The organism is Bradyrhizobium sp. th-b2 (assembly GCF_000426785.1).
Lineage (GTDB): Bacteria > Pseudomonadota > Alphaproteobacteria > Rhizobiales > Xanthobacteraceae > Bradyrhizobium > Bradyrhizobium septentrionale.
In genome coordinates, this window is the sequence record NZ_AUGA01000003.1 from 101,068 (window position 1) to 119,824 (window position 18,757).

16 protein-coding genes are annotated in these 18,757 nt (G+C 64.4%); 11 read left to right on the top strand and 5 right to left on the bottom strand.

Annotation, left to right across the window (positions count from 1 at the left end):
- Nucleotides 1-26 precede the first annotated feature (26 nt).
- The 4 genes from K359_RS0105660 (at nucleotide 27) to K359_RS57130 (ending at nucleotide 4,126) form a co-directional block, all read left to right on the top strand.
- The gene (locus K359_RS0105660; RefSeq protein ID WP_029078472.1) at nucleotides 27-1,154 is read left to right on the top strand and encodes a cupin domain-containing protein; all 1,128 of its coding nucleotides are present in this window, start codon (nucleotides 27-29) and stop codon (nucleotides 1,152-1,154) included.
- Nucleotides 1,155-1,164: 10 nt separating this feature from the next.
- Nucleotides 1,165-1,314 carry a hypothetical protein gene (locus tag K359_RS61095; RefSeq protein WP_156928380.1) on the top strand — a complete coding sequence of 50 codons (150 nt, stop codon included), beginning with the start codon at nucleotides 1,165-1,167 and terminating at the stop codon, nucleotides 1,312-1,314.
- A gap of 131 nt (nucleotides 1,315-1,445) precedes the next feature.
- Nucleotides 1,446-2,243, top strand: a complete 798-nt coding sequence (locus K359_RS0105670; RefSeq protein ID WP_029078473.1) for an enoyl-CoA hydratase/isomerase family protein — start codon at nucleotides 1,446-1,448, stop codon at nucleotides 2,241-2,243.
- Between the two features lie 44 nt (nucleotides 2,244-2,287).
- On the top strand, nucleotides 2,288-4,126 hold the full coding sequence (locus tag K359_RS57130) for a non-ribosomal peptide synthetase (protein ID WP_165123165.1): 1,839 nt from the start codon (nucleotides 2,288-2,290) through the stop codon (nucleotides 4,124-4,126).
- A 76-nt stretch (nucleotides 4,127-4,202) separates the two neighbouring features.
- Here K359_RS57130 and K359_RS0105680 read toward each other — a convergent pair whose 3' ends face one another.
- From K359_RS0105680 to K359_RS0105695, 4 genes are read right to left on the bottom strand one after another with little or no spacing between them, the layout of a single operon-like run.
- A complete protein-coding gene (locus tag K359_RS0105680) occupies nucleotides 4,203-4,916 on the bottom strand; it encodes an ABC transporter ATP-binding protein (RefSeq protein ID WP_029078474.1) in 714 nt (237 codons plus the stop codon).
- Nucleotides 4,913-6,682, bottom strand: coding sequence for an ATP-binding cassette domain-containing protein (locus tag K359_RS57135; protein WP_051346018.1), 1,770 nt, complete (start codon nucleotides 6,680-6,682; stop codon nucleotides 4,913-4,915). The genes K359_RS0105680 and K359_RS57135 overlap by 4 nt, the downstream gene beginning before the upstream one ends.
- On the bottom strand, nucleotides 6,679-7,722 hold the full coding sequence (locus K359_RS0105690; protein WP_029078475.1) for a branched-chain amino acid ABC transporter permease: 1,044 nt from the start codon (nucleotides 7,720-7,722) through the stop codon (nucleotides 6,679-6,681). The genes K359_RS57135 and K359_RS0105690 overlap by 4 nt, the downstream gene beginning before the upstream one ends.
- A gap of 32 nt (nucleotides 7,723-7,754) precedes the next feature.
- A complete protein-coding gene (locus K359_RS0105695) occupies nucleotides 7,755-8,903 on the bottom strand; it encodes an ABC transporter substrate-binding protein (RefSeq protein WP_029078476.1) in 1,149 nt (382 codons plus the stop codon).
- Nucleotides 8,904-8,985: 82 nt separating this feature from the next.
- Here K359_RS0105695 and K359_RS0105700 point away from each other — a divergent pair, with 82 nt between their 5' ends.
- The 6 genes from K359_RS0105700 to K359_RS0105725 all read left to right on the top strand — a co-directional run bounded on the left by K359_RS0105700 (nucleotide 8,986) and on the right by K359_RS0105725 (nucleotide 15,651).
- Nucleotides 8,986-9,810, top strand: coding sequence for an alpha/beta fold hydrolase (locus tag K359_RS0105700; RefSeq protein ID WP_035976195.1), 825 nt, complete (start codon nucleotides 8,986-8,988; stop codon nucleotides 9,808-9,810).
- 474 nt (nucleotides 9,811-10,284) lie between these two features.
- Complete coding sequence (locus tag K359_RS51230) at nucleotides 10,285-11,085, top strand: aspartate/glutamate racemase family protein (RefSeq protein WP_035976197.1); 801 nt, start codon at nucleotides 10,285-10,287, stop codon at nucleotides 11,083-11,085.
- A gap of 146 nt (nucleotides 11,086-11,231) precedes the next feature.
- Complete coding sequence (locus tag K359_RS0105710; RefSeq protein WP_029078478.1) at nucleotides 11,232-12,410, top strand: thiolase family protein; 1,179 nt, start codon at nucleotides 11,232-11,234, stop codon at nucleotides 12,408-12,410.
- Nucleotides 12,407-13,648: an SDR family NAD(P)-dependent oxidoreductase gene (locus K359_RS51235; RefSeq protein ID WP_029078479.1), complete on the top strand. Its 1,242-nt coding sequence runs from the start codon at nucleotides 12,407-12,409 to the stop codon at nucleotides 13,646-13,648. Before K359_RS0105710 ends, K359_RS51235 begins: the two co-directional genes overlap by 4 nt.
- Nucleotides 13,649-13,682: 34 nt before the next feature.
- Complete coding sequence (locus K359_RS0105720) at nucleotides 13,683-14,462, top strand: cyclase family protein (RefSeq protein ID WP_029078480.1); 780 nt, start codon at nucleotides 13,683-13,685, stop codon at nucleotides 14,460-14,462.
- 34 nt (nucleotides 14,463-14,496) lie between these two features.
- Nucleotides 14,497-15,651, top strand: coding sequence for an ABC transporter substrate-binding protein (locus tag K359_RS0105725; protein ID WP_029078481.1), 1,155 nt, complete (start codon nucleotides 14,497-14,499; stop codon nucleotides 15,649-15,651).
- A 16-nt stretch (nucleotides 15,652-15,667) separates the two neighbouring features.
- Here K359_RS0105725 and K359_RS51240 read toward each other — a convergent pair whose 3' ends face one another.
- A complete protein-coding gene (locus K359_RS51240) occupies nucleotides 15,668-17,290 on the bottom strand; it encodes an AMP-binding protein (protein WP_084518282.1) in 1,623 nt (540 codons plus the stop codon).
- 307 nt (nucleotides 17,291-17,597) lie between these two features.
- Between K359_RS51240 and K359_RS51245 the strand changes: the two genes are divergently transcribed.
- Nucleotides 17,598-18,584 carry an AMP-binding protein gene (locus K359_RS51245; RefSeq protein WP_245284521.1) on the top strand — a complete coding sequence of 329 codons (987 nt, stop codon included), beginning with the start codon at nucleotides 17,598-17,600 and terminating at the stop codon, nucleotides 18,582-18,584.
- Nucleotides 18,585-18,757: the final 173 nt, after the last annotated feature.

The window sequence follows — 18,757 nt, forward strand, 5'->3', positions numbered from 1 at the left end:
ACAAGGCGCCGGTGCAGGAGGGCGAGATGGCAACGAAACCGCGTGAGAACCATCGGGAAGACGTGGCCGGACGGGCCAATGTCGAGGATACGCCCGAGTTGCTCGCCTATTACGACGAACTGGAAAGGCTGGAAGCCGGCGCGCTGTGGACGGTCGCCAACAAGATCGAGCCCTGGCAGCCCAAATCGTCGTCGGTTCCAGTGTTGTGGCGCTACGAGGATCTGCGTGCCCATGTGTTGCGCTCGGTCGAATTGGTGTCGCCCGCGAAGGCCGGTCGCCGCGTCATCTATCTGAACAATCCTGGCCGCCGCGAGCATGCTGCCGCGGTCGGCTGGCTCTATTCGGGTCTGCAGGTCATGCACCCGGGCGAGGTCGCTTCCGCCCACGCCCATTCGGCGTCGGCGCTTCGCTTCATCATGGAGGGCGAGGGCGCCTACACCATCGTCGACGGCCACAAGATGACGCTCGGCGCCAATGATTTCGTGCTGACACCGAATGGCACCTGGCACGAGCACGGCGTCGCGAGCGACGGCTCGCCCTGCATCTGGCAGGACGGCCTCGACATTCCCCTGGTCAACGCACTCGAGGCGAATTTCTACGTGGTTCACCCCGACTTGCAGCAGAGCGTCGGCTATCCCGTCGACGACATGACGCACACCTGGGGCAATCCCGGCTTGCGTCCGGCGGGCGCCGAATGGTCGAAAGGTTATTCGCCGCTCCTGAAATATGAGTGGGGCGCGACCTACGAGGCGCTGCAACGCTATGCGGGGGCCACCGGAGGCTCGCCCTACGACGGCGTTCTCATGAACTACGTGAATCCGGTCACCGGCGGTCCGGTGATGCAGACGATCGGCGCCTCGATGCAGATGCTGCGGCCCGGCGAGAACACGCGCGCGCATCGCCACACCGGCAGCTTCATTTATCAGGTCGCCAAGGGAAGCGGTTACTCGATCATCGACGGCAAGCGCTTCGACTGGAAGGAGCGGGACATCTTCTGCGTGCCGTCCTGGGCCTGGCATGAGCACGTCAACGCCTCCGCCAGCGAGGACGCCTGCCTGTTCACCTTCAACGACCTGCCGGTCATGCACGCGCTTGGGCTCTATCGCGAGGAAGCCTTCGGCGACAATGGCGGTCACCAGCCCCTCGTTTCCTAGGAGAGCGAACGTGCGTCTCGTGACTTACCGCAGCACGGTCGAGGCCGCAGCGCGTCTTGGCGCTGTTATCGACGATCTGGTCGTTGACGTTGCGGAGGCCGGCCAGCATGCCGGGGTTCGACTGCCATCCTCGATGCTGGATTTCATCGCGTACTCATAATCGTCGGCGATGTCCGCTTCGCTCCGATACCGACCGCCTTTGTGCAACTGCAGCAAATGTCGCCGATTGACATCAAGGTAGGCGTTGGATCATCGTTCATAAGAGCTATTGGCTGTAGAGGACGTGTCCCTATGCCCGCCGCGCAGCACGAACTGGTGCTCTACAGCCGGGACGAGCACGTAGTCACGATCACGCTCAATCGGCCCGAGAAGCGCAACGCATTCAACGCGGAGCTTGTCAAAGAACTAAGGGCTGCACTGCTTCGGTTTGAGGCCGATGATGATGCATTCGTCGCCGTTCTGACCGGCTCAGGGCCCTGTTTTTCGAGCGGGGCCGACGTCGGCGAACGACAGGTCCGATCCGTTGCGGAGTTCGATCGACTTGGCGGTCCACAGGAGCCGGATGCTCACACCGCCGATCTTCTCGCGCGACTGCCGAAGTCGAAGCCGATCGTTGCAGCCGTGCACGGGGTCGTGATGGGGCTGGGCATAGGTGTCGCTTTCGAGTGCGACTTGGTCGTTGCCGATAGCGAGACACGTTTTCAGATCACCGAAACACCGCGCGGGCTCGGCGGTGCTCGCTTCTGGGCTTTGCTCCATTTCTGCGGCGGAGGCAGCTTCGCGACGGAAGTGGCGCTCACCGGGCGGTTTTTTTCGGCTGCGGAAGCGGCCGCGGCGGGGATCGTCGGTTCTATTGCTCCGCCCGGTTCGGTCGTCGAGACAGCTACCGCTCTCGCCCGCCAGATCGCAGCCAATCCGCCTCTAAGCGTGCAAGCAACCGTACGAGCACGCCGCTGGTTCATGGATCAAGCCGAGCGAGCGGCGATGGCGATTACCGATCCGATGAAGCTTTATCTGACAGAAGACTTTCGCGAAGCGCTCGCAGCGCACCTCGAGAAACGTAAGCCGCGGCCTTTTCGGGGACGATGAGTTGCTCCAATCGCGTGCACGCAAGTTCGAGGCGGGCTACCGAGATGAATTGGTCCAAATCACTTTGGGGTGGCGCTGCCAACCTCGGTCGATCGGATAACGAGACGATCCAGCAGCGAATACGGCGCCATGTCGAGCGTCGTGGCGGTACTCCCGCAGTCTGGTTCGCCCCCGATCAATTCTGCAGCTATAGCCAGATGAACGAGAACGCTACTGTCATTTCCCTAGCGTTGAAATCTGCGTCAGGCGCATCAAGTCCTCGGGTGTGCTTTCCAATGCCTCGCGGCTCGTCTGCGCTCTATGGGTTTCTAGGCGCAATCGAGTGCGGTACCTGCTGTCCACTGGACGGAAAGCTCAGGCAAAACGAGTTTGACGAGGCTTACTCGGTCCTGTTGCCGGATGTCGTGCTGAGCAGCGAACCTCAATCGATAGGCGTGAAAGTAGCCGCTGCTGCAGGCATAGCCATCGTCATCTACGAGGTTTCCTCGGATCACCGGAACTGCCGCATCATCGACGTGAGGCCCGCCAAAAACGTGCGGCGTGCTGATCGTCTCATGACCTTGACGTCGGGAGAAGCGCCGGCTGTTCTGATGCGCACATCCGGGACGACAGCGCAGCCCAAGCTCGTCGGGCTTACGCATGCCAATGTTCTGGCTGCGACAGACACGATGCGGGTGGCGTTCGAACTCACCGAAAGCGAGGTTTGCATTACGCCGATGCCATTGCATCACGTGCATGGGTTGATAGCGGCAGCCCTTTCAGCGCTCTCTGCCGGCTCATCGATTCATTGCTGCGAAACGTTCTCGCCTCGATCGTTCGATCAGGCATTACGGGACTACGCGCCGACCTGGCTTACGGCAGCGCCCGCGCTGCACATCGCTATGAGCGACTACTATGCGGGACAAAATTTTACGCCGAGTATTCATACGCTGCGATGCTTTCGCTCATCGTCCGCGCCGCTTCCGCCTGCATCGATAGCGCGTTTGGAAGAGCTGTACGCCGCGCCGCTGCTGGAAACGTATGGGCTCACCGAGACCGCCTCAACCTTGTGTTCGAATCGACTGCCTCCACGGAAGCGCAAGCCCGGCTCTGTTGGACAAGCAATTAGCGCGGACTTGAAAATCGTCGATCCGGAGGGGCGTGAGTTATCGGCAGGCCAGGACGGCGAGGTGATCTTGAAAGGTCCCGGTGTGATCAGCGAGTACGTCGGAACTCAGCCAGCGGACGCGTTTATCGACGGCTACTTGCGCACCGGCGACATCGGACGCGTCGACGGAGACGGTTATTTGTACATCGTTGGTCGATTGAAAGAGGTCATCAAGAGGGGCGGGCACTCAGTCTTTCCGCTGGAGATAGACAACGCATTGCTGGATCATCCGGCCGTCGCCGAGGCGGTGACGTTTTCGATCCCTCACCCGACCCTCGGCGAGGACGTTCTCGCCGCCATAGTGCCGAAAGCAGGTTCCGTTGTACTTCCGTCAAGCATCCGTGAAAGTGCTGCCGAGGTCTTGAGCGGCTATAAAGTTCCGACGCGAATTCTCGTAGTGGAAGCAATACCCCGCAATGCCATCGGGAAGGTGATGCGGCGCGATGTTCCGTCCCTATTGGCGAAACAGCTGGCGCCCGCTCGGATAGCGGCGACCCAACCCACCGAGCAGATACTACTGGCGATTTGGCTGGAGATCATCCAACGCGATGACATCGGCATCACAGACAACGTTTTCGAGTTCGGCGCAGATCCGCTCCGAGCCGAGCTGGCTGCGGCCAGGATTGATCAACGCTTCGGCGTCCGCTTTTCGTTGAAACAAATTTTCGCACAACCGACGGTGAAGGAGCAGGCGGTGCTCCTCGATAACAAGGGTACGCATCATGCCGCGTCCTAGTGTGCTGGGATGTTGCGAGGCCCCACTTCTAGTTTGCATGGGGTTGTTTTCGCGCTTTTAGTCCCGCTCCTGGTCTCTAATGCCCGCCGAGATAGGCCGCGATCAGCTTCGGGTCGTGGATCAGGGTATCCGCCGGCCCCGATTGGATGATCTCGCCGGTTTCCAGTACATAGCCGTAATCCGCGGTCTCGAGCGCAGCCCGTGCGTTCTGCTCGACCAGCAGCACCGAGACGCCGAGGCTGCGCAGCGAGGCGATGGTGCGGAAGATTTCGCGGACGATGAGCGGCGCGAGCCCAAGGCTCGGTTCATCGAGCACGAGCAGCTTCGGCTTCGCCATCAGCGCACGGCCCAGCGCCAGCATCTGCCGCTCGCCGCCGGATAAGGTGCCGGCGGCCTGCTTGCGTCGCTCCTTCAGCCGTGGAAAGCGGTCGAACACGTCGTCGAGGCACGTCCGTGTCGCCGAGCGATCGCGCAGGCTGTAGGTGCCGAGCAACAGATTGTCGGCGACCGACATGTCGGCGAACAGCTCGCGCTTCTCGGGCACCAGGCAAAGGCCGCGTTCGACCCGGCCCTCGACGTCGATTTTTGCGAGATCAGTCCCCTGGAAGATCATCCGGCCCGTGCATCGCAACAGGCCGATCGCAGCCATCAGCAGGGTCGTCTTGCCGGCGCCGTTCGGACCGATCACGGTCACGATCTGTCCCTGTTCGACGGACAGCGAGACGTTCCGCACCGCCTCGACCTTGCCGTAGGCGACCGACACATTCTCGATCGAGAGCAGCTGTGTCACGCGACGCCTCCGAGATAAGCCTCCTGGACCCGGGCGTCGCTGCGGATCGCCGCCGGGCCACCCTCGCAGAGCTTTGAGCCGAAATCGAGCACGACGATGCGGTCGACCAGCGACATCACGAATTCCATGTCGTGCTCAACCAGCAGGATCGTCAAATGGTCCGCGCGCAGTGACCGCAACAGCTCGGCGAGCTTCAGCTTCTCCTGGCGGCGAAGGCCCGCCGCAGGCTCGTCCAGCACGAGCAGCGTCGGATCGGCGGCGAGCGCGCGGGCGATTTCGAGCACGCGCTGATTGCCGAGCGGCAGGTTGCCGGCGAGTTCGAATGGCTTGTCGCCGAGCCCGACCCGCTCGAGCTGGCGCAGGGCCTCGTAGCGCGCGCTGGCTTCCTCCGCCTGGTTCAGGCGCAGGGCGCCGGCCAAGAGACCGGTCGTGGTGCGCGCATAGGTGCCGAGCAGCACATTATCGAGCAGCGTCATGCGCGGACGCAATTTGACGTGCTGGAAGGTGCGGGAGATCCCGGAACGGGCGATCCGGAATTGCTGGTCATGGGTGATCGATCGGTCGACGAATTTGATCTCGCCGCTGTTGGTGCGAAGCGCGCCGGTGAGCAGGTTGAACATCGTGGTCTTGCCGGCGCCGTTCGGCCCGATCAGGCCGAGGATCTCGCCGGACCGCACCTCGAAGCTGACATTGTTGACGGCAACCAGGCCGCCAAAGCGCCGCTGCGCGCCGCTGACCTTGAGCAGGAGCGTGCCCGGCGCCGGCTGCTCGCGACGCGGCAGCGGAGCGGCCGGCTCTGGACGGGACAATTTCAGATCCGGCAAAAAGCCGGCGAGGAGCGGCACGATGCCTTGCCGCGCCCGCTGCAGAAACACGATGAACAGCGCCGAGAACGCGACGATCTCGAGCTGGCCCGAGGCGCCCTTGGCGATCAGAGGAAGGTAGTCCTGCACGGAATTCTTCAGCAGCGTCACGATCGCAGCACCGACCACGCCCCCCAGCACGCTGCCGGCGCCGCCGACCATCGCCATCATCAGATATTCGATGCCCATGCTGGCATCGAACGGCCCGGGACTGACGAAACGGCCAAGATGGGCGTAGAGCCATCCGGACAGCGCGCCGAACAACGCGGCGATGACGAAGGTCACAAGCTTGATCTGGAATGCGCTGATGCCGAGGCTTTCGACCAGCGTATTGCCGCCGCGCAACGCTCGCATGGCGCGGCCGATACGCGAGTCCAGCAGGTTGTAGCAGACGAGCAGCACCGCCCCGACGATGGCCCAGATCAGGAAATAGATCTGCCGGCTCTCGACCAGAGCGAACGGGCCGATCGAGATCGGCGGCAGGCCCGAGATGCCGTTATGCTCGCCGAGCCCGTCGATGTTGCTGAACAGGAACGCGATCGCCAGTCCCCAGGCGACCGTGCTCAGCGACAGGAAATGTCCTTGCAGGCGCAGCGTCACGAGACCGAGAATCGCCGCGATGCTGCAGGTCAGGACCACGGCCAGCACCAGCCCGAGCCAGGGCGAGTGGCCGTTCACCGCGGTGACCCACGCGGTCGAATAGGCCGCGATGCCGACGAAGGCGGCCTGGCCGAACGACACGATGCCGCCGACCCCGGTCAGCAACGCCAGCCCGATCGCCGCAAGCGCGTAGACGCCGATATAATTCAGCAATGTGATGCTGAACGGATTGAGCACGAACGGCGCCGCGACGAGGCAGGCAATCACCGCGGCAATGATCAGGCGGATCTGCGTCGCGGTCATTCCTCGACTTCCTCTTCGGAATGCTGCGAAGCGAGCGAACGCCAGAGCAGGACCGGGATCAGCAGCGAGAACACGATGACGTCCTTCAGGGTGCTGCTCTGGAACGAGGCGAAGCTCTCGAGAATGCCGACGCCGAAGGCGCCGAGCGCGGCGCCCGGGTAACTGGTCATGCCGCCGATGATGGCGCCGACGAAGGCCTTGAGGCCGAGCAGGAAGCCGGAATCGTAGAAGATCGTGTTGACCGGCGCGATCAGGATGCCGGATACGCCCGCCATCAGCGATCCCAAGAGATAGGCGATGGTCCCGGCGCGTGCCGGTCTGATTCCCATCAGCCGTGCCCCGGTCCGGTTGAAGGCCGTCGCGCGCAGCGCCTTGCCGAGCAGGGTGAAATCGAAGAACAGCAGCAGAAGGCCGCTGAACAGCAGCGCGGCCACCAGGATCAGCACCGTCTGTCCCGACACCTGGACGCCGGCGATCTCCATCCCGAGCGAGGTCAGCGGCTCGGTCCTGACGCCTTCGGGGCCGAAGAACAACAAGCCGAGGCCAACCAGCGCGAAGTGAAGCGCAACCGAGACCGTGAGCAGCAGCAGCACCGAAGCGTCCGCGATCGGGCGGAACACGATCCGGTCGAGCAGCGGCGCGACCGGCATGATCAGGAGCAGCGCCAGCACGATCCTGACCGGCGCCGGCGGATTGAACCGCATCGTCAACCAGACGATCCCGACCACGATCAGGGGAAGCACGAGATAGCCAAGGACGGCTTTCGGCACCGAGCGCAATTCGCCGGCGCGCGAAAGCGCCGCCACCTCCATGAGACTGGCCATGCATGCCAGCACGACAACCAGCCCGACCGTCCCGGGAAGCTGGTGGGCATCGAGCGCCGCCAGCGTCAGCGCGGTGAAGGCCGCGATGTCGCCGAATGGAATGAAGATCACTCGCGTGACGGTGAAGATCAGCACGGTCCCGATCGCCACCAGGGCGTAGACCGCCCCGGTCGCTATGCCATCGATCGCGAGGATCGCTGCGATATCTGCCGTCATGCTGTTGGCCGTTCTTCTCTGCTATTCCGCCCTCACGGCGCGTAGGTCCAGACGCCATTGATCAGGCGGACGATCACCAGCGAGCGCTCGTCGACGCCGTGATAGGCCCCGGGCTTGAAGTTGTAGACCGCGTGCACGCCGGCGAGTTCCTTGGTGTCGAGGATCTCGTCGCGCAGCGCCTTGCGGAATTCGACGGTGCCGGGCTTCGCCGTTTTCAGCGCGCGCGCCGCGGCCGATGTGAAGATCATCCAGCCGTCGAAGGAATAGGCCGAGAACACGTCCGTGGTCGGGGCGTTGTTGGCCTTCTGGTAGGCCGCGCGGAATTCAAGCGCCAGCTTCTTGGCGAAATGGCTGTCCGGAAGCTGATCGGCGACGATGACCGGACCGGTGGACACCTGGATCCCTTCGGCAGATTTGCCGCCGACGCGTACGAAGTCGGGATTGATCAGCGCGACAGTGCCGTAGGTCTTGCCCTTGAAGCCGCGTTCGCCAAGCGCCAGCAGCGGGAGCGAGCCTTGCGTGCCGGATCCGCCGATCAGCACGGCATCGGGGCGCGCCGCCAGAACCTTGAGGATCTGACCGGTGACCGAGGTGTCGACGCGCGCATAGCGCTCGTTGGTCAGGATCTTGATGCCGTCTTCGGTTTCGGCCGCCTTGGCGCCGTTGTAGACGAGATCACCCCAGGCGTCGGAGAAGCCGATATAGCCGATGTTCTTGACCGCATCGCGCTTCATGCGATCGGCGACGACCTTGACCAGCAGCGAGGCGGGCTGCGGAACGGAAATACCCCATTGATCGGCCGGATTGGGCTGTCCGGAGACCGGAGAGACGGCGATCATCGGCACCTTCAATTCGGTCGCGACGGCCATCATCGCGATGGTCGAGGGCGCGGTGGCGGTGCCGATCAGCAGATCGACCTTCTCTTCCTCGATCAGCTTGCGCGCGGCGCGCGTCGCGGCGGAGGGATCGGAGCCATCATCGAGCTGGATCAGCCTGATCTTCTCGCCGTTGACCTCACCCTTGTACTCCAGCGCTGCCTGGATGCCGCGCCCATAGGGGATGCCGATCGAGGAACCGGGCCCACTGAGCGATGTCACGAACCCGACCGTGATGTCGGCCTGCGCGGTCGAAGCCGTGACAAGGCCTGCCAGGACTGCAGTCAGACTCAAAATCTTGCGCATTGCATTCCCCCTTGGCTGAAAACAGTCGCTAGCTGAGCGAGATGTCAGTATGGATCGAGAGAGGATCGACAGGAGCCGTGACATGACCGCAAGCACGACCGGCCCGGGCATCGAGCGCCGCTTCATCGCGACGCGCCTTGGCCGCATCCACGTTGCCATGGCGGGAGCCGGGTTCCCCGTTCTGTTGCTGCACCAGACGCCGCGCTCGTGGGATGAGTATCGTGACGTGCTGCCGCTTCTCGGTCGCGATTTCCGCGCGATTGCCATGGACACACTTGGCTTCGGCGATTCCGACCGGCCATCGGGCGAACCTTCGATCGAGTTGTGGGCCGAGGGCGCGCTTGCGCTGCTCGACGCGCTGGAACAGCCGCGCAGCGCGATCGTCGGTCATCACACCGGTGCGGCGATTGCGGTCGAGATCGCCGCTTCGTCGCCTGCGCGCGTGAGCGCGCTGGTGCTCTCGGCCTGTCCCTTTGTCGATGCGGCGCGGCGTGCCAAGCACCATGGCATGCAGGTCATCGACGATGTCGAGACGCGGAGTGACGGCGCCCATCTTGCTGAGCTGTGGGCACGCCGGCAGCCGTTCTATCCGGCCGATGATACCGATCTGTTGCGGCGCTTCATGGTCGATGCGCTGCGGGCCGGCGATATGGCGGCCGAAGGCCACCGGGTGGTAAATCGCTATCGGATGGAGGATCGTCTGGGACACATCCGGTGCCCCACGCTGGTGATCGCACCGACCGACGATCCGCACGCTCATCCGGCGGCTCCGAGGGTCGCTGGAGCTATCGGCGGCAGCGTCCTGCGCGAGCTCTCAGGAGGCATGGTGCCGCTTCCCGATCAGATGCCGGAGGCCTTTGCGGACCTGGTGCGCGATTTCGTCGCTGCCGAGCTCGCCAGGCTCTGAGACGCCGCGCTGGTTCGCCGCGAATGCGAACCCGCCCGTCGTACCTGCTGTTCCGAGCCTGATGATCTCAGCCACGATTGAGGAACCCTTGGCAACGCAACGATCGGCGGAAGCTGTCCGTCAATTATTTAAAGCCTAAAGTATTTTCTGACGGAACGTCAATACATCAACTCCCGGGTTCGTAGAAAAGTTTGCAGTGGTGTGTACGGCCAAAAAAGCGGAATTCGCTTATGCAAATAGGACGGGCGCCCACTGCCTGTCGTTTCGGCAAACAGCTCGCAGTCGCGCGCCGCGCGTGCGGACGCGCCGTTGAATTGACGGCAAAATTATTATGTGCTTGAAATATTTCGGTCGATGGGACGGCGTCTCGCCGCGACGCGCTCTCATAACGACAGGCTTGCGCGGGTCGTCAGTCCTTCCGGACGGCGGAGGTTCAACGCCCGGTGCGGTCCGCCCGTGAACAGGATATCCGCTGTGCGCGTCTTCTGGCAGAGCTTCGTCGACCAGACCACAAGCGCGCCATACATGGCGCGGCTTGCCGACTACCTGAACGAGATCGCTGCGCCCGGCACCAGCGTCCATGTCGAGGGCATCACGCCCGCCGATCGCGACTTCGGGCGCCTGAGCGAATTCCGCTGTGCGATCCAGGCCGTCGACAACGGGCTTGCGGCGCAAGAGCGCGGCTTCGATGCCTATGTCATGGGTCATTTCCAGGATCCGGGATTGTACGAGTTGCGCTCGGCACTGACGATTCCGGTGGTCGGTGTCGGCGAGGCGACGCTGCTTGCGGCCTCGCAGCTTGGACGTCGGCTCGGCCTCGTCACGCTCGATGCTGCCTTTGAGGTTTGGCACTACGAGCAGGCCGATCGCTACGGGCTCGGCGGTCGCGTGGTGCATGTCACGAACATGGGATGCCGGCCCGAGGATTTCAGCGCAGCGTTCGCTGGCGATGCCCAAGCGAAAGCGCTTATGCTGCGCGATTTTGCGGCCTGCGCGCAGCCTCTGGTGGATCGCGGCGCCGATGTCGTGATCCCGGCCGGCGTGTTGCCCGGTCTTCTGATTGCAAGCGAGCGCGGCTTCAAGGTCGGCCATGCGCCGGTGGTCAATTGCGCCGCGGTCGCGCTGAAGAGCGCCGAAATGTGGGTGCAGCTGCAGCGCCTTAACGGCACCGAGCCGAGCCGCGGGCCGAGCTTCGCGCTGGCCAATGAGCGCGCCCGCCAGGATTTTCGCGCGCTCGTTGCGCGCATGCAGAGCACCGAACCCAAGCTACGTTGAGGACACGCATGCGGCAGCCCGACAAGATCTTGTATGAAGCCGAAGTCACCGCAACCGGCGGGCACGAACGCTGTCCTTGTTCGAATGCGACATGCGTCAAACTGACCGTGCTCTGAGCGGCCTCACCACAGGAACTAGGCAATCAGATGCAGAGTTCGATCCGCACACCTTATGACCGGGTCGTGATGGCGGTTCCCGTAACGATCCCTTACGTGCGCTACTCGATCGAGAGCGCGCAATGGTGGATCGGGCGGGCGCTGAAATCGCTGGTCGATGGCGCCGGGATCACGCCGCGCGATATCGACGGGTTCTGCGTTTCGAGCTTCACGGCCGGGCTCGACAGTGGAATCGGTCTCACCCAGCATTTTGGCCTGTGCGTGCGCTGGCTCGACACCATACCGCTGGGCGGCGCGAGCGCGATTGCCGCGCTGCGACGCGCCGCGCGGGCGGTGCAGGCGGGTGATGCCCGCATCGTGGCTTGCGTGGCCGGCGACACCAACCACGTCGATTCGTTCCGCACCACGCTGGAAAGTTTTTCGCGCTTCAACCAGGACGCGGTCTATCCCTATGGCGCCGGCGGCGCCAATGCGAGCTTTGCGCTGATCGCGCGCAACTATATGCGCACGTTCGGCGCGCGGCGCGAGGATTTCGGCAAGATCGCGGTTGCCCAGCGCACAAATGCGCTGCGCAATCCCAACGCCCTGATGAAGACGCCGCTGACCGTCGAGCAATACATGGCGGCGCGGCCGATCGCCGATCCGATCCATTTGTTCGATTGCGTGATGCCATGCGCCGGCGCGGAGGCCTTCCTGGTGATGACCGAGGACGTCGCAGCGTCGCTGAATCTGCGGGGCGCCAAAATCCTCGCCACGATCGAGCGCCACAACGCATTCGGCGATGATCCTGTCCAGGTGCGTGGCGGCTGGGCGATGGACATCGATGAGCTCTACGCGATGGCCGGCGTCAAGCCGGACAATCTCGACTTCGTCGAGACCTACGACGATTACCCTGTGATCTCGATGATGCAGTTCGAGGACCTCGGCTTCTGCCGCAAGGGCGAGGGGCCGGATTTCGTGCGCCAGCATGACCTGACGATCGACGGCTCCTTCCCGCACAACACCTCGGGCGGCCAATTGTCAGTTGGGCAGGCGGGTGCCGGCGGCGCCTATCTCGGGGTGGTCGAGGCACTGCGCCAGGTGCTGGGGCTCGCCGGTCCGACCCAGGTCAAGGATGCGCGCATCGGCTTGGCGTCGGGCTTCGGAATGATCAATTATGATCGCGGCCTCGCCTCGGGCGCGGCGATTCTCGCAGGACCAGGCGCATGATCGAGCCGCTTGCAAAGCCGCGCCGGAAGAATCCGTTGGCTCGGACACGGCTGCCGACGTCGCCGCCGCAGCCGCGCAGCCGCACCTCGCACGGGTTGACGCGCGCCGCCGCCGAAGGACGGTTCATGCTGCAGCGTTGCGGCGCCTGCGCGACCTTCTGCTATCCGGCGCGCGATGCGTGCCCCGCTTGCCTTTCCGCCGATCTCGCTTTCACGGATGCGCCGCGGCGCGGCACGCTGCTGTGCGAGACCACGCTGCACATCGCGGCCGACGTGTATTTCCGCGAGCGCGCGCCATGGCGGGTCGGCCTGGTCGCGATGGATTGCGGGCCGCGGCTGGTGACCCATTTGCATGCCGATTGCGCGGAGGGTCAGCCGGTCGTGATGTCGTTCCAACTGGACAAGAGCGGGCAGGCCGTGGCTTTCGCGCACCCCGAACGTGAGACCCCCAACATGACGGACGACAGGCAGTGGCGTGAGATGACCGCCGATCCGAAATTCCGGCGCGTTCTGGTCACCAATGGACGGAGTATCGTCGGCCAAGAGGTGGTGGCTGCACTGAAGGCGGCGGGCGCGTCGATCGTGTTCGTCGGTGTCGCCGAACCGTGGAAGCCGTTCCACGGCGAAGCGGCGTTGCGCGCGCTTGAGGGCGTCGAAATCGTGCCGCTCGACGTCGGCGATGAGAAGTCGGTCGCGGATCTCGCGGCCGATATCGGCGGCAAGGTCGACATCCTCGTCAACACTGCCGAGCATGTGCGCGCCGGCGGGCTGCTCGATCGCCCGGGTACCAGCATCGTGCGCGACGAGATCGACCAGACCTATCTCGGCTTCGTCCATCTGGCGCAGGCGTTCGGACCGGCAATGCGGATGCGTGGCGCCGACGGCGTCAACAGCGCCGCCGCCTGGGTCAATATCCTGTCGGTCTATGCGCTGGCGAACTGGCCGGTGTTCGGTGCCTACTCGGCCTCACAGGCCGCCGCGCTTTCGTTGTCGCATTGCCTGCGCGCCGAGTTCAGGCCCGGCGGCATCAAGGTCGTGAACGTCTTCACCGGCCCGCTCGATATCGAGTGGTTCCAGACCGTGCCGCCGCCGAAGGTCGCGCCCCGCGCGGTCGCCAGCGCCATCGTGTCGGCGCTCAAGCGCGGGTTGGAAGATGTGTTCGTTGGCGATATCGCCGAGGAGATCCGCCAACGCCTTGCGGCCAATCCCAAGGCGGTCGAGCGTGAGCTAGGGGCATGAGCGAGCGGATCAAAAGAAAAACGGGAGAGGCGCAATGGATAGCAACAATCTGACGCAGTTTGCTGGCGCGATCGCGTCCGGCGCGGTGCGTGTCGTCGATCTGACTTTCACGCTTAGCCCCGATTTTCCAGTGATCGTGCTACCGCCCGAGTTCGGACAGGCCGCGCCGGTGCGGATCCAGCGGATTTCGCAGTACGATGCTGCGGGCCCCGCCTGGTACTGGAACAACCTGACCTTCGGCGAGCACACCGGTACGCATTTCGACGCGCCGATCCACTGGTTCACCGGCAAGGACCTGCCGAACAATTCGGTCGACACACTGCCGGTGCGCGACATGATTGCGCCGGCATGCGTGATCGACTGCTCGGCCGAGGCGGCGCAGAATCCGGACTTCCTGCTGACGATTCCGGTGGTCGAGGCCTGGGAAAACCGTCATGGACGGATTCCGGAGCGCCACTGGGTTCTGCTGCGCACCGACTGGTCGAAGGGTTGGCGCGACTATGCCAATCTGAAGGATGACGGTGCACATACGCCGGGGCCCGATGCCGCCGTGATGCGATGGCTGGTCGAGGACCGCGGCATCATCGGCCTTGGCACCGAGACGATCGGGACCGATGCAGGACAGGCCGGCCATCTCGATCCGCCCTATCCGGCGCACCATTTCCTGCACGGCGGCGGGCGCTACGGCCTGCAGTGCCTGTGCAATCTCGATCAGCTTCCTCCGACCGGCGCGGTGATCGTCGCCGCGCCGTTGAAGATCCAGAATGGTTCGGGTAGTCCGCTGCGCGTGCTTGCGCTGGTGCCTGCCGCGTAGCGCTGGAGCCTTTTCGTCCACATCGAGTGAGTTCATGAACAAGACAACTTTGTTGGTCGGCGCCGCGCTGCTGCTCGGCGCCGCGCTGCCGGCCCGTGCTGAAATCCTGGTTGGATTCGTGACCGGGCTGAGCGGCCCGGTGTCCTCGATCGGCGTGCCGAACGCCAAGGGGCTGGCTGCGGGCCAGGCGTATATCGGCGAGCTCGATGGCGAGAAAGTTCGCGTCATCCAGCTCGACGACGGCTCCGACCCGGCGGCGTCGACGCGCAACGCGCGCAAGCTGGTGGAGCAGGAAAAGGTCGACTTCCTGATCGGAACGTCGGGCGCGCCGCAGACGCTGGCCATGGCCACGGTTGCGGTCGAGATGAAGGTGCCGATGGTGGCGATCTCGCCGATTGCGCCGGTGCCGGCAGGCGAGGGCGGACCATGGGTGGTGCAGACGCCGCAGCCGACACCGCTTCTGGTCCAGGGTATCGTCGATCACATGAAGGGCCGCAGCGTGAAGACTGTGGCGTTCATCGGCTTCTCCGACGCGTTCGGCGACCTGATGTACAATTCGCTCGTGCAAAGCGCCGAGAAGGCCGGAATCAAGGTGACCGCGAACGAGCGCTATGCGCGCTCCGACAACTCGGTCACGGCGCAAGTGTTGCGAGCGCTGTCGGTCCGCCCCGATGCGATCATGCTGGGCGGTACCGGCACCCCCGGTGCACTTCCGGTGATCGCGCTGTCCGAGCGCGGTTACAAGGGGCCACTCTACGGCAATCACGGCATGATCAGCGCCGACTTCCTGCGGCTCGCCGGCAAGTCGGCGGAGGGCATCATCTGCCCAACCGGACCGGTGACGGCAGCCGAGCAGCTTCCCGAGAGCAATCCGATCCGCAAGGTCGCGCTTGCGTTCCGCGCGGCCTATGAAAAGGCCAATGGCGAGCCGCCGGCCGATGCGTTCTCACCTTATGCCTTTGATGGCTGGCTGGTGTTCATCGATGCCGCCAGGCGCGCCAAGGCAACAGGTGCGGCGCCGGGCACGCCGGCCTTCCGCAATGCGCTGCGTGAGGCGCTGTTCACGACCAAGGATGTGGTCGGCGCGCATGGCATCTACAGCTACACGCCAGCCGATCGCCACGGCGTCGACGACCGCGCGCGGATCATGGTCCAGATCGAAGGCGGGAGATACAAGCTGCTGCCGTGACGGCAGCAGCCTGGGTTCAGGCGTGGCGCAGCGTCGCCTTGAGCTGACGCATGTCGATCGCGCGGTTGGCGGCAACCGCGGCAGCCGCGAGTGTCTTGATCTCGCCGCGGGCGAGCTTGCGCGTCGATGACAACGGCAGCTCGTCGACGATCGCCACATAGCCCGGCACCTTGTGATAGGCGAGGCGTTCGGCGCAGGCCTTGACGATTGAAGTCGCGAGCATGTCGGCGTCGTCGACCTTCGAGTTCGGCACGATGAAGGCGAAGACCTCCTCACCGCGGATGTCATCGGGAACGGGCGTGACTGCGCAGCCGCCGATGCGAGCGTCCATGTAAAGCGCGCTTTCGACCTCGAGCACGCCGATGTTTTCGCCGCTGCGCCGCACGATGGTTTTCTTGCGATCGAAGAAATACATCAGCCCGTCGTGGTCGGCGAACACCAGGTCTCCGGTGTGGAACCAGCCGTCTTGCCAGGCCGCTTCGGTGGCCCCCTCATCCTTCAGGTAGCCGCTGAAGAAACCGGCGCGCGGCGCGTCGCCCTTGGCGCGGACCAGCAACTCGCCGGGTTTGCCGAGTGCGACGTCGGCGCCCTGGTCGTCGACGAGGCGATACTCCATGCTATCCGACGGCCGGCCGACGCAGCGTGCGCCAAAGCCCGCCGGCTCGCGCGCGGTGGTAGTGGCCGCGGCGCCCCCGGTCTCGGTCATCGCCCACGCCTCGACGATCGGGATGCGGAAACGCTCCTCGAACGTGGCGCGGTGGCGGACATCGACGCCGGGGGCGAAGGCAAAGCGCACGCGATGCTGCCGTTCGACCTCGGTCGCCGGCAGCTGCAGCAGGATGGCCGGGATGACGCCGAGGCAATGCACGACGGTCGCGCCGCTGTCAACCACGCACTGCCACCAGCGGTTGGCGTGAAAGCGGTCGAGCGGCACCACGGCGCCGCCGAGCACCATCATCCCGACCGCGCTGCAGCCCAGCGCGTTCATGTGGAACATCGGCAACGGCGTCAGATTGATCTCGCGATCCGGCTGCAGCGTGGCGACGCCGCCTTGCGCGAGATACCAATCGGCAACCTGAAGGAAATAGCGGTTCGACAGCATGCAGCCCTTCGGCTTGCCGGTGCTGCCGGAGGTGAACAGCAGCGCGCATTCGTCGTTGAAGTCGGGGTGCTGGGCTGCGACCTCGCTCTGACATGACGGAATGCGGCCGTCGGTGTCGATCAGGCGGGCGCGCCCGAGCACCGCATCCCTGGTCACGTGGATACGATCCGGTGTTGCCACCAGCAGCTCCGCTTCCGACAGTTCGAGCTGGAAGGACAGCTCATCGGGGCGGATGTCCGGGTTGATCGGGACGATCGAGACCCCAAGCGCATTGAGCGCGAGCCAATGCAGGAAGAACACAGGGCGATTTTCCAGCAGCAGGGCAACCCGCGCGCCTCGTCCATAGCCCGCAGCCGCATATTCCACGCGCAGGCGATCGACCTCCGCCTTGAACGCCCCGTACGCGATGTCAAATCCGTCGGGCGCGTAGGGCAATTGCGCGCTTGCAGGCGCAAGCAGGAACGGCGCGTCCGAACGTCTTGCGGCCGATGCCATGAAGGCATCGGAGGGCGATCGATAGGGAAACTCAGGGCTCATCGCGGGGGAGTGCTCCTGTTGATGTCTCCGGCCCTGCACCAGATCACGACCGGAACCCGCACGCAGCCCTTGCTGTGGCGGCAGTTTTCGTGAATACTTTAAGCCTAAACTATCTCGCTGGCCAGTGGCGATATCGGCCCATCGGCGTGGCAAGGCGGTGGAGATGCGTGTGCCGGCAGCTGACAGCAACGTCTCCGGACAGCTATCAGGCCGGCCGATCTGGTCGGAGGCGGCCGAGCGTTTCCCCCCGGCGGACCGAATCCTTTCGACTGTTCTGATACGGCAGGCCGCACGGTACGGAGATGGCATGCTCCTTGTCTTTGGCGAGACGCGATGGAGCTATGCCGAGACCGTCAGGATTGCGGCTGCGTCGGCCGCGCGGTTGATGCGAGCCGGAATTCGCGCCGGTGACCGCGTCGCCCTGATCTGCTCGAACCGGCCGGAATTTCTTGAGGTCTATCTCGGCTGCGCATGGATGGGGGCCGTCTGCGTGCCGATCAACACGGCGCTGCGCGGGATCCAGCTCAGCCATATCTTGCGCAACTGTGGACCGAAGCTGCTGGTCGTCGAGGCGCCCTTCTTGCCGGCCGTCGCAACGCTGGAGAGCGATGTCGCGCCGCCCGGTGTGATCTGGACGATCGGAGAGGGTGGCGAGCCCTTCGCCATGCCGGGGCCGATCGCGCCACTGCCTCCGCTCGGGGAGGGAGTGTCGCCCGCGCAGGCCCGGCCCGGCGACACGGTCGCGATCCTCTATACGTCAGGCACGACAGGACCCTCCAAGGGCGTTTGCTGCCCGCAGGCGCAGATGTTCTGGTGGGGGGTCTATTCGGCGCGCGCGCTCGGCATCGTCGAGGGCGATGTCCTCTTCACCACGCTTCCGCTGTTTCACACCAATGCGCTGAACGCATTCTATCAGGCGCTCCTGAACGGCTGCACCTACGTGCTCGAGCCGAAATTCTCCGCCTCCGGTTTCTGGGCCGCGGCGCGGCGGCATCGGGCGACGGTTGGCTATCTGCTTGGCGCGATGGCCGTGATGCTGCTGGCGCAGCCGCAGTCCGAAAATGACACCGCGCACTACCTTCGTGTCGCGCTCGGCGGCGGCGTCCCCGGCCGGTTTCATGGTCCGTTTCTGGCGCGTTTCGGTGTGCCGCTGCTCGATGGCTACGGCTCGCTCGGGCGGGCCGATATGGCAAGCAGTTCGACATTGCAAGAGCTACAAGGCGGCGCTGCCAAGTTGCCGGCCGATGACTTTGACGACCGGTCCTTGGTCTTTCCGAGAGAGACGACGCGCTAGACAACCACCTGTCCGGCGAGACGACCCGCAGTCGGGCGACGAACGCTACGGGCCCAAGAAGGCGGCTGGAGGTGAGTCGTGGCTTCGGAGTAAGCCAAGCGATTCCAGTTCACCTCGATGAAGGTCGACCTCCAGGATAGCCAAGAGAGACGTCAGCACGACCGCGACGAAAA

Bases quoted from the DNA above. Each gene is read 5' to 3' on its own strand.
- K359_RS0105660 (WP_029078472.1), top strand. From the start codon at position 27: ATGGCAACGAAACCGCGTGAGAACCATCGGGAAGACGTGGCCGGACGG.
- K359_RS0105670 (WP_029078473.1), top strand. From the start codon at position 1,446: ATGCCCGCCGCGCAGCACGAACTGGTGCTCTACAGCCGGGACGAGCAC.
- K359_RS57130 (WP_165123165.1), top strand. From the start codon at position 2,288: ATGAATTGGTCCAAATCACTTTGGGGTGGCGCTGCCAACCTCGGTCGA.
- K359_RS57135 (WP_051346018.1), bottom strand. From the start codon at position 6,682: ATGACCGCGACGCAGATCCGCCTGATCATTGCCGCGGTGATTGCCTGC.
- K359_RS0105690 (WP_029078475.1), bottom strand. From the start codon at position 7,722: ATGACGGCAGATATCGCAGCGATCCTCGCGATCGATGGCATAGCGACC.
- K359_RS0105695 (WP_029078476.1), bottom strand. From the start codon at position 8,903: ATGCGCAAGATTTTGAGTCTGACTGCAGTCCTGGCAGGCCTTGTCACG.
- K359_RS0105700 (WP_035976195.1), top strand. From the start codon at position 8,986: ATGACCGCAAGCACGACCGGCCCGGGCATCGAGCGCCGCTTCATCGCG.
- K359_RS0105710 (WP_029078478.1), top strand. From the start codon at position 11,232: ATGCAGAGTTCGATCCGCACACCTTATGACCGGGTCGTGATGGCGGTT.
- K359_RS51235 (WP_029078479.1), top strand. From the start codon at position 12,407: ATGATCGAGCCGCTTGCAAAGCCGCGCCGGAAGAATCCGTTGGCTCGG.
- K359_RS0105720 (WP_029078480.1), top strand. From the start codon at position 13,683: ATGGATAGCAACAATCTGACGCAGTTTGCTGGCGCGATCGCGTCCGGC.
- K359_RS0105725 (WP_029078481.1), top strand. From the start codon at position 14,497: ATGAACAAGACAACTTTGTTGGTCGGCGCCGCGCTGCTGCTCGGCGCC.
- K359_RS51240 (WP_084518282.1), bottom strand. From the start codon at position 17,290: ATGAGCCCTGAGTTTCCCTATCGATCGCCCTCCGATGCCTTCATGGCA.
- K359_RS51245 (WP_245284521.1), top strand. From the start codon at position 17,598: ATGCTCCTTGTCTTTGGCGAGACGCGATGGAGCTATGCCGAGACCGTC.